General features: G+C 64.5%; 13 protein-coding genes. 9 read left to right on the plus strand and 4 right to left on the minus strand.

Features of this window, described 5'->3' with window-relative positions:
- The first annotated feature begins 15 nt into the window (after positions 1–15).
- Positions 16–1,131 (plus strand): branched-chain amino acid ABC transporter substrate-binding protein, encoded by a 1,116-nt coding sequence (locus GB927_RS21070; RefSeq protein ID WP_256119179.1) that lies wholly within the window; start codon positions 16–18, stop codon positions 1,129–1,131.
- Between the two features lie 110 nt (positions 1,132–1,241).
- Here GB927_RS21070 and GB927_RS21075 read toward each other — a convergent pair whose 3' ends face one another.
- A complete protein-coding gene (locus GB927_RS21075) occupies positions 1,242–2,417 on the minus strand; it encodes a M20 metallopeptidase family protein (protein ID WP_256119180.1) in 1,176 nt (391 codons plus the stop codon).
- The gene (locus tag GB927_RS21080; RefSeq protein WP_256119181.1) at positions 2,417–3,376 is read right to left on the minus strand and encodes a threonine/serine dehydratase; all 960 of its coding nucleotides are present in this window, start codon (positions 3,374–3,376) and stop codon (positions 2,417–2,419) included. Before GB927_RS21080 ends, GB927_RS21075 begins: the two co-directional genes overlap by 1 nt.
- Positions 3,377–3,540: 164 nt before the next feature.
- Here GB927_RS21080 and GB927_RS21085 point away from each other — a divergent pair, with 164 nt between their 5' ends.
- Together GB927_RS21085 and GB927_RS21090 are read left to right on the plus strand one after the other, a co-directional pair.
- Positions 3,541–4,149: a helix-turn-helix transcriptional regulator gene (locus tag GB927_RS21085; protein WP_256119182.1), complete on the plus strand. Its 609-nt coding sequence runs from the start codon at positions 3,541–3,543 to the stop codon at positions 4,147–4,149.
- Positions 4,146–5,108: an ornithine cyclodeaminase family protein gene (locus tag GB927_RS21090; RefSeq protein ID WP_256119183.1), complete on the plus strand. Its 963-nt coding sequence runs from the start codon at positions 4,146–4,148 to the stop codon at positions 5,106–5,108. The genes GB927_RS21085 and GB927_RS21090 overlap by 4 nt, the downstream gene beginning before the upstream one ends.
- Positions 5,109–5,114: 6 nt before the next feature.
- On the opposite strand, the gene GB927_RS21095 is transcribed toward GB927_RS21090, so the two are convergent.
- Positions 5,115–5,834 carry a YopT-type cysteine protease domain-containing protein gene (locus GB927_RS21095; RefSeq protein WP_256119184.1) on the minus strand — a complete coding sequence of 240 codons (720 nt, stop codon included), beginning with the start codon at positions 5,832–5,834 and terminating at the stop codon, positions 5,115–5,117.
- 208 nt (positions 5,835–6,042) lie between these two features.
- Complete coding sequence (locus GB927_RS21100) at positions 6,043–7,077, minus strand: helix-turn-helix transcriptional regulator (RefSeq protein WP_256119185.1); 1,035 nt, start codon at positions 7,075–7,077, stop codon at positions 6,043–6,045.
- 354 nt (positions 7,078–7,431) lie between these two features.
- On the opposite strand from GB927_RS21100, the gene GB927_RS21105 reads away from it, so the two are divergent.
- From GB927_RS21105 to GB927_RS21130, 6 genes are all read left to right on the plus strand, one after another.
- Complete coding sequence (locus GB927_RS21105) at positions 7,432–8,985, plus strand: ABC transporter substrate-binding protein (RefSeq protein ID WP_256119186.1); 1,554 nt, start codon at positions 7,432–7,434, stop codon at positions 8,983–8,985.
- A gap of 99 nt (positions 8,986–9,084) precedes the next feature.
- Positions 9,085–10,074 (plus strand): ABC transporter permease, encoded by a 990-nt coding sequence (locus GB927_RS21110; RefSeq protein WP_130520143.1) that lies wholly within the window; start codon positions 9,085–9,087, stop codon positions 10,072–10,074.
- On the plus strand, positions 10,074–10,988 hold the full coding sequence (locus tag GB927_RS21115; RefSeq protein ID WP_256119187.1) for an ABC transporter permease: 915 nt from the start codon (positions 10,074–10,076) through the stop codon (positions 10,986–10,988). Before GB927_RS21110 ends, GB927_RS21115 begins: the two co-directional genes overlap by 1 nt.
- Positions 10,985–12,817: a dipeptide ABC transporter ATP-binding protein gene (locus GB927_RS21120; protein WP_256119188.1), complete on the plus strand. Its 1,833-nt coding sequence runs from the start codon at positions 10,985–10,987 to the stop codon at positions 12,815–12,817. Before GB927_RS21115 ends, GB927_RS21120 begins: the two co-directional genes overlap by 4 nt.
- A 34-nt stretch (positions 12,818–12,851) precedes the next feature.
- Positions 12,852–14,438 carry a GMC family oxidoreductase gene (locus tag GB927_RS21125; RefSeq protein ID WP_256119189.1) on the plus strand — a complete coding sequence of 529 codons (1,587 nt, stop codon included), beginning with the start codon at positions 12,852–12,854 and terminating at the stop codon, positions 14,436–14,438.
- A 116-nt stretch (positions 14,439–14,554) separates the two neighbouring features.
- Positions 14,555–15,988 (plus strand): aldehyde dehydrogenase, encoded by a 1,434-nt coding sequence (locus GB927_RS21130; protein ID WP_256119190.1) that lies wholly within the window; start codon positions 14,555–14,557, stop codon positions 15,986–15,988.

Raw genomic sequence — 15,988 nt, forward strand, 5'->3', positions numbered from 1 at the left:
AAGAGGGAGTTGAGAATGAAGAAGATCCTGATTATCGGCACGGCCATCGGCCTGCTCATCGGCGGTGCCGCCCGCGCCGAAGACCTGACCTTTGCCGTGGCGGGTCCGCTGACCGGGCCGCTCGCCACGATCGGCGACCAGTTCAAGCAGGGCGCGCAGGCGGCCGCGGACGCCATCAACGCCAAGGGCGGCGTGCTCGGGCGCCAGATCAAGCTCCAGTTCGAGGATGACCAGTGCGACCCGAAGCAGGCCGTCTCGGTGGCAAACCGCATCGCGGCCAGCGGCGTCAAGTTCGTCGACGGCCATGCCTGCTCGGGCTCCAGCATTCCGGCCTCCGCGGTCTATGCCGAAAACGGCACGCTGATGATGAGCCCGGCCTCCTCCAACCCGGTCATGACGGACGATGCGGCCGCCAAGGGCTGGACCAACATCATGCGCCTCTACACCCGCGACGACGCCCAGGGCGCCTTCATCGGCCCGTGGATCGCCAAGGAATATGCCGGCAAGAACGTCGCCGTGCTGCATGACAAGACGGCTTACGGCCAGGGCGTGGCGGATGCGGTGCGCGCCACCATGAACGAGAACGGCCTGAAGGAAGTGCTCGCCGAGGGCATCAATGCGGGCGAGAAGGACTATAACGCGCTCGTCACGAAGCTGAAGGACGCCAAGGTCGATGTCGTCTATTTCGGCGGCTATCACCCCGAAGCGGGCCTCATCCTGCGCCAGGCGGCGGAGCAGAACTACAAGTTCCAGCTGATCATGCCCGATTCCATCGCCTCGCCGGAATTCTGGCAGGTCGCAGGCCCGGCCGGCGAAGGCACGCTCTTCGTCTTCCCGTCCGATCCGCAGGCCAAGCCTGAAGCAAAGGAAGCCGTGGAAAAGATTTCCGCCGGCGGCTTCAAGCCGGAAGGCTTCACGCTCTTCTCCTATGCCGTGATCCAGGCCTTCGCCCAGGGTATCGAGCGCGCCGGCTCGGACGACCCGACCAAGGTGGCCGAGGCGCTGAAGAACGGCCAGTCCATCGACACCGTCGTCGGCACCATCACCTTCGACGAAAAGGGCGACCTGAAGGACGCCAGCTACGACATCAACCGCTGGCACGACGGCAACTACGCACCGATCAACAAGTAAGGTCTGCCCTTATACGAAAACCGGGCCTGGCAAATTGCCGGGCCTTTTTTGTTTGTCACCCGGCATGAAGCGGGAGATGACCTCGCCCTGCCTTTCGATTGGCCGCGGACTCACGCAGTCCTGGTCTGAAGGCTTGCCTCGGCGGTCCGGGCGAGCAGTTCGGCTGCGGTCGTAAGGATGGCGTCGTTGAAGTTGTATTCCGGCTGATGCAGGCCGGCGCTGTCGGTGCCGTTGCCGATCCAGGCGTAGGCGCCGGGGCGTTCGGTGAGGAAAATGGCGAAGTCGTCGCCGGCCATGGAGGGTGGGCAGGATGTGAGCTGCTGCGAACCCAGCGTCGTTGCGACGTCGCGCATGATCTGCGCTTCGCGGGAGCTGTTGACGACGGGGGGAAAGTCGGGGCCGTCGAGGGTGAATTCGGCGGTGACACCGCTCATGTCGGCGGTGGCGCGCACGGCGTTTTCGAGCCGTGTGCGGATATGGGCGAGCATGTCGAGCGAGAAGCCGCGATAGGTGCCGCGCAGCCGCGCTTCCTTGGGAATGACGTTCTGCGCCATGCCCGCATGGAACGAGCCGACCGTGACGACGGCCGATTGCAGCGGATCGACGGCGCGCGAGACGATCTGCTGCAGGCCGGTGAGGAAATAGCCGCCGGCGAGGATGGGGTCGGCGCTCAAATGTGGCATCGCGCCGTGGGCGCCATCGGCCCGGAAGACCACCTCGAATTCGTTCGAGCCGGCCATGACCGGGCCGTCCGCGACCGACACCGCGCCTTCGGCCAGCCCCGGCCAGTTGTGGAACGAGAAGATGCTGTCGAAGGGAAAGCGCGCGAGCAGGCCGTCGTCCAGCATCGGCTGCGCGCCGCCGTAGCGTTCCTCGGCGGGCTGGAACACCAGCAGCACGCGGCCGTCAAAATTCCGGGTCGTGGCGAGATAGGCGGCGGCACCCAGCAGCGCTGCGGTGTGCCCGTCGTGACCGCAGGCATGCATGCAGCCCGGATGGCGCGATGCATAGGCGAGCCCCGTCGCCTCCTGGATCGGCAGCGCATCCATGTCCGCCCGAAGGGCGACCATCGGCCCCTCCGCCCTGCTGGCGATCTCCGCGACCACGCCGTAACCGCCGATATTCTCGTGGGGGACGAGCCCCAGCGCGCGCAGTTCCGCGGCGACGAGCCTTGAGGTCTCGACCTCCTGGCGGGACAGTTCCGGCATGGCGTGGAGTTTCTGGCGCAGCGCCGTCAGGCGCGGCAACTCGGTGGCGAGGAAACCGGCGGCGGTTGCGTCGGGCATCAGAGAATGCCCTTCAGCACCGGAATGCTGACATTGCCGCCGCACACGACGATTGCCACCGGGCCTTCGATGAGGCCGCGCTCCGCCTTGATGGCGGCGGCGATGGCGACGCCCGCGGCGCCCTCGCAGAGCATGTGGTGATGCTCGACGAACAGCTTCATCGCCTGCGCGATCTCCACCTCGGAGACGTCGATCCAATGGTCGACCAGGTCGCGGCAGGGCGCAAACGTGATGGTGTCCGGCTCCACGCCGCCGGCCGTGCCGTCCGACAGGGTGTCGTCGGAATCGAGGTCGAGCACGCGCCCGGCCGCAACCGAGGCAGCCATGACGCGGGAGGCCTGTGGCGAGCAGCCGACGATCTTCACCTGCGGGGCTGCGGCCTTGAGATAGGTCGCGATGCCGGCGATCAGCCCGCCGCCGCCGACGGAGGCGATGACGGTGCGTACGTCCGGCAGTTGGCGCAGGATTTCCACCCCGAGCGTGCCCTGGCCGGCCATCACATCGATATCGTTATAGGGCGGCACGTAGACGCCGCCTTCGGCCTCGGCGAATGCCCGCGCATGGGCTTCCGTCACCGCGGAATCGGTGCCGTGGAAGCGGACTTCCGCGCCGAGGCGGCGGATGGCGGCGACCTTTGCCTCGGAGGCATTTTCCGGAACGAAGACGATGCCTTCGCCGCCGACCTGTCTCAGCGCGAAGGCGACGGCCGCGCCGTGGTTCCCCGACGAGGCGGTGACGACCCGCGTGGTCGCGGCGGCGCTCCCCAGCGACAGGATCTTGTTCAGCGCACCCCGCAGCTTGAACGAGCCCGTATGCTGGAGGTTTTCCAGCTTGAGATGCACGTCGAGGCCGATCGTCTTCGACAGATAGGGCGAGGCTTCGAGATAGGTCTCCCGCACGAAGGGCCGGACGCGCGTCTCGGCGTTCCGGATGGCATCGATTGCAGTGGTGGATTCCATGGTTGCCGCCCTCAAACTGGTGTGGACTGAATGTCCATGTAACACAATGCGTCCACGATAGGAGCGGCGTTTTCGGGGAAAGTCAAGCGGCGTGGATAAAATTTCTATTCTGGACAAATTTGTCCACGAATGGCACTGTCGCGCTGAAATGTGAGGCCAAAGACGTGAACCAGCAACTTGAGAGTTACGCCCGGATCTGCGACGCCGTCGCCCTGCTCTTCCAGCCGTTTGCCGAGGTCGTGCTGCATGATCTGGCGACCGAGACGGTCGTCTATCTCGCGGGCAATTTCTCCAAGCGGGAAATCGGCGAACCGTCGCTGCTGCACGAGATCGATTTCCAGCCGGACGAACGCCTGATCGGGCCTTACGAGAAGGTGAATTGGGACGGCCGGTCGATCAAGGCGATCAGCGTGGTGCTTTCAGACCATCTCGGAAAACCCGCCGCGGTGCTCTGCATCAATGTCGACCTGTCGGATTTCCATTCGGTCATGCGCACGCTTTCGACGCTGATCCGGCTGCCGGAGGACAAGGCGAAGCCCGCAAGCCTCTTCAAGGAAGACTGGCACGAGCGGATCAACGAATATATCCAGCAATGGACCCATGCCCGCGGCATCCGCATCACCGACATGACCCGCCAGCAGAAGCGCGAACTCGTCGTGGCGCTCTCCTCCGACGGCGCATTCTCCGCGCGCAACTCCGCGCCCTACATTTCCCGTGTGCTGGGGCTGGGGCGCGCGACCGTCTACAAATATCTCAATGAAGGCAATGCATGATGATCAGCCTCACGCTGGACGACCTCAAGCGCCTGCCGATTGCCGCTTTCGCGGTCGATGCCATTCGGGACGCCTATGTCGCGATCGTCGACGGGCGGGCGAACATTCCGCCGGTCGGCTATCTGCGGCTCGAAGCGCAGAATGCCGACTGCCACATCAAATACGGCTATATCGCGGGCGACGATGTCTTCGTCGTGAAGATCGCCTCCGGCTTCTACAACAACCCGCGCCGCGGCCTTCCGTCGAGCAACGGCATGATGATCGCCATCTCCTCGGACACCGGCCAGGTGGTCGCCACGCTCTATGACGAGGGCTGGCTGACCGACCTCCGGACCGGTTTTGGCGGCGCCATCGCGACGCTGGCGCTCTGCCGGCGCGACAGCCGGTCCATCGCGATCGTTGGATCGGGCACGCAGGCCCGCCAGCAGATCAGGGCCCTGTCCGCCATCGCGCAGCATCCGCTCACCTTCCGCAACTGGGGCCGCGACGGCGCCAGGGCTAAGACCTTTGCCAGCGAGATGACGGCCGAAGGATTCTCCGTCAAGGCGGAGCCGGATCTTGCGACGCTGTGCGCAACGGCGGATGCGATCATCACCACGACACCATCGGCCGCGCCGATCGTCATGGCCGAGTGGGTCCGGCCCGGCACCCATATCACCGCGCTCGGCGCCGACGCCCCCGGCAAGCAGGAACTGCACCTCGACCTCCTGTCGCGTGCCGCGGTGATCGCGGTCGATCACCGCGCGCAATGCGCCGACCATGGCGAGATCGCCACGGCGGTCGCGGCCGGCCTGCTCGATCCGTCCGCATGCCCGGAGCTCGGCGCCATCCTCAACGGATCGCAGCCGGGGCGGACCGCCGACACGCAGATCACGATCGCCGACCTTACCGGCGTCGCGACGCAGGATATCGCCATCGTCCGCGCGGCTCTCCAGGCGGTGAAACAGGCATCAACCTGAAGCGCCTCAGGCGGCTGCGACATAGGTGCGGGGACGAAGGCTCTTGTAGCTCTTGGAATAGGTCTTGGCCCAGAAGAACTTGAACCAGGTGGTCAAGGCAACTTTTGACGGAAACCAGAATTCGCCGTAGTTGGGATCCATGAACAGCGCATCGGAACCATCGTACCAGGCGCTCACGGCATGCCCGCCACCGGCGCCCGAATTGGTCTTCTTCAGGCTGATCATCTTGTAGCCGTTGACCGAGGTGATCAGGGCGGCAGCCTGGTCCGTGGTGCCGGCCGTCAACGGCATATAGGCGTTCGGCAACTGCCCGCCCGATATCGACTTGTTGCGCAATTCCACCCCGAACTTCTTCATGAAGTTGTCGAAATAGATGAGCTGGTTGCCGGACGACTGGTGATGTTCGACGACGATATTGGTGGCCGCGCCCGTGTTCAGCCCGCCGTCGTTGAACAGGTAGTCCCAGACGGACCGTCCCTTGGTGAAGGCGCTGCCGCCCTTCTTGTCCTGCATGGCATGGAACACCACCCAGAAGGCGCACATGGTCATGCAGACGCCACCCATCGGCTGGCCGTTTCGCAAGACCATCTTGTACATCTTGCCCTGGCTGGGATCGTCCGTCTCGATGACCTTGAAGGCGTTGGCCTGGCTGAAATCGTAGGCCCTGAAGCCCCCCACGGTCTTGGCGAATGCATCAAGCGCGTCACTGGTCGGGCTCTTACCCATGTTCAGTTCCCCCGTTGCCGTTGAGTTCTTAAATAGCCGTGCTTCTGCACGCTTCGCGCGAATGGTTGCATACACGCTCCCGCAGCACAATGAGCGCTGAGGGCAGCGGCGCGAAAACCTGCTTGCGATGGTAACCAGGTTCTTCCCGGCGGCTTGGGGGGACGATCGGGGAGGGCGGGCAGCGGCGTTCAACGCCTCCGCCAGGGCCTCACTTCATCTGGTATTTCTTCGGCGCGATGCCGAACTGTTTGCTGAAGGCGCGGGTAAAGGCGGAGATTTCGGAATAGCCGACCTGCTGGGCGACCTCGCTCACCGACATCTGGCGGTTGACGAGCAGGTCGCGCGCCTTCTGCAGGCGCCAGTCGCGCCAATAGGCCTCGACGGAGGTGCCGTAGACCTCCTTGAAGGTGGTGACGAGCTTGGTGCGGTTCATGCCGACGCGCCGCGCGATATCGGCAAGCGAATCCTTCGAGGCGGGGTTCGACGTCAGGTAGCTCGCCACCGCCTCGACCTTGCGATGGTCGCCGTCGCCGCAGAACGAGCGTTTCTGGTTGGCCTGGTCGACCAGCGACTGGTAGATCGTCGATAGGAGTTCCAGATATTTGGAGCGCACGAAGGCACGGCGCACGCCGCCGGAAAAATTGCAGGCCAGCACGTCGTTGACCGCATGGTACATCTGCGTCGTCAGCGGTATCGAGGCGTAATAGACCCGGTCCACGCGCCCCGCCTTCAGCCAGAACAGCTCGTCGGGAATGCGCGATTCCGTCGTTTCGAGCATTCTCAGCAAGGCCTCCGGCTTGAACCATAGACAGGCGATCTTGTATTGCCCGTCGAGCCGCGACATGCGGTCGATCACCGATTTCGCCGGATAGCGCGTGATCGTGCACTCGTAGCGCTCCTGCTCGACCACTTCCTGCCCGAGCACGTTTTCGCAAATGGCAGAGTCCAGACAGAGCGTGAAGTGGATCCAGTCCTCGTCGCCGACGGTCTGGACGTGGTGGCGCACATTGGGCAGCGGAAACGGGCTGCCGAAGCCGGCAAAGGCGAGCACGTCCGGCTCGAACTGGATCAGGTCCTGGCGGAACGGGCCGCCGTCGACATGGGTGCGCACCACCATCCCGCGGTCGTCGTCATAGTAGCGTCCGGCAGGCTCGGGCTCGACGCCATAGTAGATTTGCGCCGTTTTCCGATCGAAAAGCATCTCATAGTCGATACGCGATGACAGATCGATAACGCGTTCCATTCGTAACCCTTCGACGCATTGGCAGTTCGGGAGGTTTGACGTCGGGCGCCTCGCGCAGCCCGTTCGTCATTTTTTCATCATGATTGCCGGTGCCCGGCCGAATCGCAAGGCCTTTTGCCGCACGCGGTGACAAAAGACGGTTGGCGGGTTGCCGCGCTGGTGCAACGGCACGACCGCCGGTTGCTGCCCTGCACAAATCCGTTGCTGCAATCCTGCCGTTGCGACAAAAAAGACGTACGCGGTGTCAAGCCGGGAGTGCCGTGCGGCTGCTAACGTTGCTGCAATTGGAAGGGAACGGGGGTCGGGAAAGCCGCCGCTCTCCTCCGGCAGGTCAACGATAAAGGGAACCTATCCATGATTACACGTCGCGAACTGCTTGCGAGTGCGGGTGCTGCCGTTGCGGTGGCGGGCCTTGCCTCGATCGCCGGGCCTGCCGCAGCGCAGGCGAAGAAGACCGTGGTCCTCGCCTCGATGGGTCCGGTGACCGGGAACTGGGACCCGACATCGCACACCACGCTCGGCCAGTCCAATTTCGAAAAGTTCGTGTTCAGCCACCTGACCCGCTGCCAGATGGAAGAGGGCAAGGTTCCCGAGCTGGAGCCGGACCTCGCGGTGAGCTGGCAGCTCATCGACGCCAACACGCTGGAATTCAAGCTGCGCGACGGCGTCAAGTTCCATGACGGCAAGGATTTCGGCGCCGAGGACGTCAAGGCGACGATGGAATATGCCTCCAACCCGGAACGGCCGGCCGCCTCCTTCTATCCGGGCCGCGTCGATGTCGAGGTCGTAGACCGCCTGACCGTGCGCCTCAGCACCGCCAAGTATGGTTATCCGGCATCGGCCTACTGGTTCATCTCCAGCTTCCTCCCGATCCTGTCGGCCAAGGACGTCGCCGATCCGGCGACCCTGCAAAAGCGTCCGAACGGCACCAATGCCTTCAAATATGTCGAGACGGTCGGCGATCGCAGCATGCTGGCGGCCAATGACGCCTATTATGGCGGCCGGCCGAAGATCGACGAGATCGTCTATGCCTATGTGCCGGATGCCAATACGCGCCTGCTCGGCCTGATGAACGGCGAATACCAGATCGCCGAGCGCCTGGAGCCCGAGCAATATGCCACGCTCGCCGGCAACGACGCCATCGTCGGGCACCGCGGCCTTTCCACCGAGAACAAGTACTTGCATTTCCGCTGCAACAAGGCGCCTTTCGACGATCCGCGCATCCGGCTTGCCGCCTGCCATGCGATCGATCGCGAGCAGATCCTCATGCTGATGGGCGACGCCGCCTCGGCGACGAGCTGCTTCATCTCGCCGATGAAGTTCGGCTTCAAGGACATCGAGACCTATCCGAAATACGACCCGGAGGAATGCCAGCGCCTTTTGGCGGAAGCCGGCTTCCCGAACGGCGAGGGCCTGCCGCCGCTCGAATATATTACCTCGATCGGCTTCTACCCGAAGACCAAGGAATATGGCGAGATCATCACCGCGATGATGGCCGAGCAGGGCTTCAACGTGCAACTGACCGTGCTGGAGCCGGCCGCCTGGGAACAGGCGATCTATCGCGCCGCCGACGGCCAGGGCCAGGGCCATATGTGCGACGTGGGCTGGATGACCGGTTCGCCGGAACCGGACCTGGTGCTGCGCCCGAACTGGCATTCGAAGGCGGCGCTCATCACCGGCGTCAACGATCCGGAGATCGACGCCGTGCTCGACGAGGAGCGGGGTGCCGCGACGCCGGAAGAGCGCCTCAAGATCCTTCAGGAAAAGGTCTTCCCGCTGATGGCGCAGAAATCGCCGAGCTTCTCGCTGTTTTCCGCCGTCAACTTCCACGGCGCGGCGAAGGGCCTTCAGGGTGCCTACTACTTCCCGAACGGTCCGATCGATCTCAGCAAGGCGGATCTGGTCTAAAGCATTTCCAGCCGAAGCGGCATCGCTTCGGCGTCGGATAATGCGGCAGAAACAAAAAGGTCCGCCGGCAGACTGTAACGGCATCGCGGGGTACCCTACATGCTCTTTGCTCTCGATTTCTTCATGCGAAGAATAGCGCAGGGTCTCATCATCGTTCTCCTCGTGGCACTGCTCATCTTCACCTTGTTGAGGGTGGTGCCGGGAGACCCCGTGCGCATCATGCTGGGGCCGATGGTGTCGCCATCGGTCGCAGAACAGACGGCCAAGGAAATGGGGCTGCGCGACCCGGTGCTCGTGCAGTTCGGCCGTTATGTCGGGCAAATTGCCCAAGGCGATTTTGGGCGTTCGTTCGTGCGCAGCGCCCAGGGTGCCAGCACCGGCGGCACCCGCGCCGCCGATACGTTCAATGCCGCCAACCGGGCGTCGGTCATCGGGCTCATCGCGACGGCAGTGCCCTACAGCCTGCTGCTCGCCGGCCTCGCCTTCGTCTTTGCGCTCGCGCTGGCGGTGCCGATCGGCATCTATGCGGGCCTGCGGTCGGGCAAGTGGCCGGATCGCTTCGCGCTCTATTTGAGCTCGATCTTCGTCTCGCTCCCCAATATCTGGCTGGCGCTGGTGCTGATCTTCCTCGTCTCGGCGAAGGCAGGCTGGCTGCCGGCGATCGGCTACAAGGGTTTCAGCTACGCCATATTGCCGGCGATCGTGCTGGCGGTGGAACTGGCGCCGGTCTTCATCCGCTCGATTGCGGTGTCGGTCAGCGGCAACCTGATGGAGGCCTATGTCTCGGTCGGCCAGATCCGCGGCCTGTCACGGTCGCGCATGATCGTCTTCCACGTTTTCCGCAATTCGCTGATCCCGCTTCTCAACACGCTCGGCATCCAGGCCGTCGGCGTGCTGCTCGGCAGCCTGTTCCTCATCGAATACGTGTTCAACTTCCCGGGCGTGGGCCTCTTGATGATCAACGCGGTCTTCCAGCGCGATTTCCCGATCATCCAGGCGATTTCCATCCTCGCCTGCGTGGTTCTCGTCGTCGTCAACATCCTCGTCGACTTCGCCGCCACCACCATTGACAGAAGGCTGCAGTACTGATGGCTATCGGAACGGATATCGATCCCGCCGGAACGGCCGTCGCAAGAAAGCGCGGCCCCGGCACCAGCCTCTTCGCAAAGGCATGGCGCACCGCCGATTTCAAGATCGGCTTCGCCATCGTGCTCGGGCTGCTGCTCCTGTCGGTGATCGGCCCCTATCTCCTCAACCTGTCGCCGACGCAGTTCAACGTCAGCAAGAAGTTCCTCGAACCCGGGCTTCTCGACGGCGCGAACATGCCCTACCTCTTCGGCACGGACCAGCTCGGGCGCGACCTGTTCTCGCGCTCGCTGATCGGCCTGCGCAACGCGCTGTTCATCGGCGTCGTCAGCGTCATCGGCATGTTCATCGTCGGCTCGGCGATCGGCATGATCGCCGGTTATGTCGGCGGATGGGTCGGCCTGGTGCTGATGCGGCTCACCGATGCGCAGATGTCGATCCCCGTGGTCATCCTGGCGATCACCATCCTCGGCGTCACGCGGCCGACGCCGCTGACGATCATCCTCGTCTTCATCCTCGCCGGCTGGCCGGCCTATGCCCGCGTCGCCCGCAGCGTCACGCTGTCCGAGCGGCGACGGGAATATGTGCGGGCGGCCAAGATCCTCGGCGCGTCCGACCTCCGGATCCTGCTCGTGCACATCGCGCCGAACATCCTGCCGCCGATCGCCTTCGTCGCGGTGCTGGATGTGGCGAAGATGATGATCTTCGAGGCGGCGCTCGGCTTCATCGGCATCGGCGTGCAGCCGCCGACGCCCACCTTCGGCACGATCATCGCCGATGGCACGAAATACCTCATGAACGCCTGGTGGATCACCACCGTGCCCGGCCTGCTGCTGGCCCTCTCGCTGTGCGGCATCAACTTCATGGGTGGGGCACTGGAACGTTCGCGCAACAAGATTCTGCAGGGGGTCGAATGAACACGTCCTCGAAAATCCTGGATGTCCAGGGCCTTTCCGTCGATCTGCTTCTGGGCTCCGGCGCAAGGCGGCCGGTGCTCCGGGACGTTTCCCTCAGCATCGAGGAAAACCGCGTGCTCGGCATCATCGGCGAAAGCGGCTCCGGCAAGACCGTGCTGTCGCGCGCGCTGATCAACTGGGTCGCCAGGCCGCTGGAAATCACCGGCGGCAAGATTCTCTATCGCGGCGAAGATCTCGTCACGCTGCCGCAGCGGCAGATGCAGGCGCTGCGCGGCCGCAAGATCGCCTATATCGGCTCCGATCCCGGCAGCGCGCTCGACCCGACCATCCCGATCGGCCACCAGATCGTGGAGAAGCTGAAAGCCGTCGAGCCGGGCATCAGCACGGCCGACGCCGCGCGCCGGGTCGTGCGCACGCTCGATGCGGTGCGGATTCCCTCGGCAGCGCAGCGCTTCCAGGAATTCCCCTTCCAGTTCTCCGGCGGCATGATGCAGCGCGTGATGATCGTCGATGCGCTCGTCACCCAGCCGGACCTGCTGGTGGCCGACAACATCACCCAGCCGCTCGACGTCACGGTGGCGGCGCAGATCCTGCGCCTGCTGAAGGATCTCCAGCGCGATTTCAACACGGCGATCCTCTTCGTCTCGTCCTCGCTCGGCACTTTGCACGATATCGCCGACGAGGTGCTGGTCCTGTCCGCGGGCCAGGTGGTCGAACACCAGCCTTTCGAGGACCTGCTCAGCGCGCCAAAACATCCCTATACGGCGAACCTCATCTCGGACCTGCCGAAAATCTGGGAGGCCGACACGCGCAACACCGGCGCCTCGATCGCCGACAAGATTTCCGACAGCGAGGTGGTGCTGTCCGTGCGCGATATCAGCCGCGTCTACAGCACCAAGGACCCGACAAAACTGTTCGGCAAGCAGCATGTGCATGCCGTGCGCGGCGTGTCCTTCGATGTGCACAAGGGCGACAGCCTCGGCATCGTCGGCGAATCCGGCTGCGGCAAGTCCTCGCTCTCGCGGCTGCTCAGCCTGCTCGAACTGCCCAATACCGGGCAGATCCTGTTCAAGGGCAAGGATATCGCCCGCCTCAATGCCAGGGGCCAGCTCGACCTGCGCAAGCGCTTCCAGCTTTTGCTGCAGGACCCGTTCAACGCCATCCCGCCGCATTTCACCATCGGCCGCACGATCGCCGAACCTTTGAGGATCCACGGCATGGCGGGCAGCGCCATCCGCCCGAAGGTCGAGCAGGTCATGCAGGAAATCGGCCTGTCGCTCGATCTCCACGACAAGCTGCCGGTGGGCCTCAGCGCCGGCCAGCGCCAGCGCGTGAACATCGCGCGTGCCATGGTGCTCGATCCGGAACTGCTGATCCTCGACGAGACGCTGTCGGCGCTCGACCAGGTGGAGCAGACGAAGCTTCTGGCGCTCTTCGAGAAATTGCAGCGCGAGCGCGGCATCACGCTCCTCTACATTTCGCACGATCTCGGCATGGTGCGGCGGGTCTGCAACCGCGTCGCGGTGATGTATCTCGGCCGCGTCGTCGAGCTTTCCGACAACCAGACGACCTTCTTCAACCCCGGCCATCCCTATACGCGGGCACTTCTCAGCGCCGTGCCGTCGATCGAGGCGCGTCCCTACGACCCGGAAAAATACCTTCTCGAAGGCGAGCCGCCGAACCCGATCAACATCCCGCCGGGATGCAGCTTCCGGACGCGCTGTCCCTTCGCGATCGAGAAATGCGCAACCATCGATCCGGTGCTGACACCGCGGGCCGGGGAAGCCTTCGCCGCCTGTCACCTTGCGAAAATCGTCGAAGCGGCGTGACGGATAATCCAGAGGTCTACAGCAAATGAGTGCCTTGAAAGAATTTGATTATATCGTGGTGGGATCGGGCAGCGCCGGTTGCCCGCTGACCGCCCGGCTTCTTGAAAAGAAGAATTCCGTGCTGCTGGTGGAGGCCGGCAAGAAGGAACGGCTGAACCTCACCCATATTCCAGCAGCGCTCGTGCACACGATCGGCAACAAGCGCTACGACTGGGATTTCCAGACCGAGCCGGACCCGACCCGCGACAACCTCGTGGAAAAATGGCCGCGCGGCCGCGTGCCCGGCGGCTCGTCCGCCATCAACGGCATGATCTTCATTCGCGGCGCGGCGAAGGACTACGACGCCTGGGAAGCCATGGGCAACAAGGGCTGGGGCTGGAACTCGGTGCTGCCCTATTTCCGCAAGATGGAGACCGCCGATAACGACAAGGACAATGCGCTGCGCGGCGGCCTCGGCCCCCAGCGCGTCTCGGCCCTGCGCTGGAAACATCCGGTCTCCGAGGCGTTCCTCGACAGTTTCGTCAATGCCGGCGTGCCGCTCAACCCAGACCTCAACGGCGCCTCCCATGAAGGCGTCGCCTGGAACCAGGGTTCGACGCGCGAGGGCAAGCGGCACTCGGCCTGGGAGGCCTTCATCAAGCCGAAGCTCGGCAATCCGGACCTCACCTTCGTCGACGGCACGATCGTCGAGACCATCCTCTTCGAAGGCCGCCGCGCCGTCGGCATCAGGGCGATCAAGGACGGCACGCGCGTCACCTTCAAGGCGCGCAAGGGCGTCGTGCTGTCGGCCGGCTCCATCAACTCGCCGCAGATCCTGATGCTGTCCGGCATCGGCGATCCGGCGCAATTGAAGCGCCACGGCATCGAGCCGATCGTCGAGAGCCCGGATGTCGGGCGCAACCTCATGGAACATCCCGGCCTCTACGTGCTGGCCGAGATGAATGTGACGACGGCCAACAGCCTGGCGACGCCGATCAACGGCGTGAAGACGCTCGCCGAATGGGTGTTCCGGCGCAAGGGCTTCATGAGCGTGCCGACCGCGCAGGTGCTCGCCTTCCTGAAATCCGATCCGTCCTTCGAGGAGCCGGACCTGCAATTCCACCTCTTCCCCTTCGGCTGGGTGAAGAAGAAGGGCCGCTACACGGTTCCGAACCGCAAGCTCACCACCATCCTCGTCAACATCAACCACCCCAAGAGCATGGGCCATCTGGAGCTTCGCTCGAAGGACCCGCTGGCGCCGGTCGCCATCTATCCGCGCCTGCTCGACCATCCGGACGATTTCGACGGCGTCAAGCGCGGCCTCGCCTGGGTGCGCAAGATCGCCTCGACGGCGCCCTTCGGTTCGCAGGTGATGAAGCTGATCGACGTGCCGGACCCGAGCGCGGGGGCCGCGGCCGACGAGGCCTATATCCGCAAATCGACCGTGCCCTTCCTGCATCCGGTGGGCACCTGCCGCATGGGCATCGACGCGCGCGCGGTGCTGACGCCGGACCTGAAGGTCCGCGGCGCCGAGAACCTCTGGGTCGCCGATGCCTCGATCTTCCCGCGCCACATTGCGGGCAACACCAATGCCACATCGATCATGATCGGTGAGAGGGCCTCAGACCTTATAGAACCCTGACAATCTGACCCCACCACAGTCCGGCCACCGGTCCGGACACCGAAATTCTCCACCTTGCCCGCGCCTGCGCGTGGGCGGGACACCCTTCCTATAACTTCGAACAGGCTGAGCGCGACATGGTACATTTCACTGGAAACTTCATTGGCGGCCGTCGACAGGAACCACTGGGCGCCGAGCGCATCGAGGTCCGCTCGCCCTATGACGGCGCGCTCGTCGGCTCGGCGCCGCTGGCCTCGCGGGCGGATGTGGACCTTGCGGTGGCCACGGCCCGCGACGCCTTCGACAAGGGCGCCTGGCCCCGCCTGACGCCCGCCGAGCGCATCGCGGTGCTGCGCCGCTTCTTCGATCTCTACGAGGCGAGGGCGGAGGAGTTCGCGCAGTTCGTCTCGCGCGAGATGGGCGCGCCGCTCTGGTACACGCGGGCGATCCAGACGCTGATCCGCGACCAGAGCCTCGCCTATTTCAAGGCGGCGGAAGAATATCCCTGGGAAGCGACGCGGGATGGTTTTCCCGAAGCGAAAACCCTCTGGATGCGCGCGCCGGTCGGCGTCGTCGCCGCCGTCATTCCGTGGAACGCGCCGCACCAGGTGGCGCTCGTCAAGCTCTATCCGGCGCTGCTTGCGGGCTGCACGGTCATCCTGAAGCTCGCGCCGGAAACCGCGCTCAGCGGCCAGTTCCTCGGCGAACTCTTTGCCGAAGCCGGCGTGCCGGAGGGCGTGGTCAGCATCCTCGTGGCGGACCGCGAGGTCAGCGAACATCTCGTCAGCCATCCGGGCGTCGACAAGATCGGCTTCACCGGGTCGAGCGCCGTCGGCAAGCGCATCGCCCACATCGCCAGCGACCGGCTCGCGCGCTTCAGCCTGGAACTCGGCGGCAAGTCGGCGGCGATCGTGCTGCCGGATGCCGATATCGACAGCACCGTCAGCGCCCTGCGCTACCGCTCCTTCCCCAACAACGGCCAGGTCTGCGTCGCCCAGACGCGCATCCTTGTGTCCGAAGGCCAGCATGACCAGTTCGTCGATGCGCTGGTGGGCGAGGTCTCGAAAATGGTCGTCGGCAATCCGTCGGAGGAGGAGACCTTCATCGGCCCGCTCGTCTCCGAGCGCCAGCGCAAGCGGGTGGACGACTATATCGCGCTCGGCATGGAGGAGGGCGCTTCGATTGCGATCGGCGGCCACGGCATGCCCGATGGCATCAACCACGGCTCCTTCATCCGGCCGACCGTCTTCACCGGCGTGACGAACACCATGCGGATCGCGCGCGAGGAAATCTTCGGCCCTGTCGTCAGCGTCATCCGCTACCGGGATATCGACGAGGCGGTGGAGATCGCCGGCGATTCCGAATACGGCCTCGCCGGCTCCGTCTGGACCCGCGACGTGCCGGCAGCGCTCGACATCGCGCGAAAAGTGCGCACCGGCGGCCTGTCGATCAACGGCGCGGCGGCCGACCTGATGGCGCCCTTCGGCGGCTTCAAGCAGAGCGGCATCGGCCGCGAGTTCGGCGCCGAGGGCATCAACCATTACATCGAGCACAAGACGATCAGCTTCTGA

The sequence above is a fragment of the Shinella lacus genome (assembly GCF_010994755.1).
GTDB classification, from domain to species: Bacteria; Pseudomonadota; Alphaproteobacteria; order Rhizobiales; family Rhizobiaceae; genus Shinella; species Shinella lacus.

What these genes read in the sequence shown, in the direction of transcription:
- GB927_RS21070 (WP_256119179.1), top strand. Translation starts at nt 16, where the DNA reads ATGAAGAAGATCCTGATTATCGGCACGGCCATCGGCCTGCTCATCGGC.
- GB927_RS21075 (WP_256119180.1), bottom strand. Translation starts at nt 2,417, where the DNA reads ATGCCCGACGCAACCGCCGCCGGTTTCCTCGCCACCGAGTTGCCGCGC.
- GB927_RS21080 (WP_256119181.1), bottom strand. Translation starts at nt 3,376, where the DNA reads ATGGAATCCACCACTGCAATCGATGCCATCCGGAACGCCGAGACGCGC.
- GB927_RS21090 (WP_256119183.1), top strand. Translation starts at nt 4,146, where the DNA reads ATGATGATCAGCCTCACGCTGGACGACCTCAAGCGCCTGCCGATTGCC.
- GB927_RS21095 (WP_256119184.1), bottom strand. Translation starts at nt 5,834, where the DNA reads ATGGGTAAGAGCCCGACCAGTGACGCGCTTGATGCATTCGCCAAGACC.
- GB927_RS21100 (WP_256119185.1), bottom strand. Translation starts at nt 7,077, where the DNA reads ATGGAACGCGTTATCGATCTGTCATCGCGTATCGACTATGAGATGCTT.
- GB927_RS21105 (WP_256119186.1), top strand. Translation starts at nt 7,432, where the DNA reads ATGATTACACGTCGCGAACTGCTTGCGAGTGCGGGTGCTGCCGTTGCG.
- GB927_RS21110 (WP_130520143.1), top strand. Translation starts at nt 9,085, where the DNA reads ATGCTCTTTGCTCTCGATTTCTTCATGCGAAGAATAGCGCAGGGTCTC.
- GB927_RS21115 (WP_256119187.1), top strand. Translation starts at nt 10,074, where the DNA reads ATGGCTATCGGAACGGATATCGATCCCGCCGGAACGGCCGTCGCAAGA.
- GB927_RS21120 (WP_256119188.1), top strand. Translation starts at nt 10,985, where the DNA reads ATGAACACGTCCTCGAAAATCCTGGATGTCCAGGGCCTTTCCGTCGAT.
- GB927_RS21130 (WP_256119190.1), top strand. Translation starts at nt 14,555, where the DNA reads ATGGTACATTTCACTGGAAACTTCATTGGCGGCCGTCGACAGGAACCA.